Annotated in this window: 1 protein-coding gene; it reads left to right on the top strand. The window is 70.2% G+C overall.

Features of this window, described 5'->3' with window-relative positions; translation table 11 throughout:
• The coding region (locus SB816_RS32285; RefSeq protein WP_410548282.1) for a serine hydrolase at positions 1-265 on the top strand (265 nt) is incomplete at both ends.

Below are 265 nucleotides of genomic sequence, written 5' to 3'. Positions count from 1 at the left end.
CAGGCCGATCTCGTCAACTCCTCGCCCGTGTCGGGCCGGCATGTCGACACCGGGATGACGGTGGCGCAGCTGTGCGAGGCGGCGATCCAGTACAGCGACAACACGGCCGCGAACCTGGCGATGAAGCTGATCGGCGGCCCGGCGGCCGTGACCGCGTATGCACGCTCGATCGGCGACGACACGTTCCGTCTCGATCGCTGGGAAACCGCGCCGAATACGGCGCTGCCGGGCGACCTGCGCGACACGACGACGCCCGCGGCGATGG

Source organism: Achromobacter sp. SIMBA_011 (assembly GCF_046535435.1).
Taxonomy (GTDB): Bacteria; Pseudomonadota; Gammaproteobacteria; order Burkholderiales; family Burkholderiaceae_B; genus Achromobacter; species Achromobacter dolens.
The sequence above is the reverse complement of the archived record's forward strand: the minus strand, read 5'-3'. Positions and strand labels throughout refer to the sequence as shown.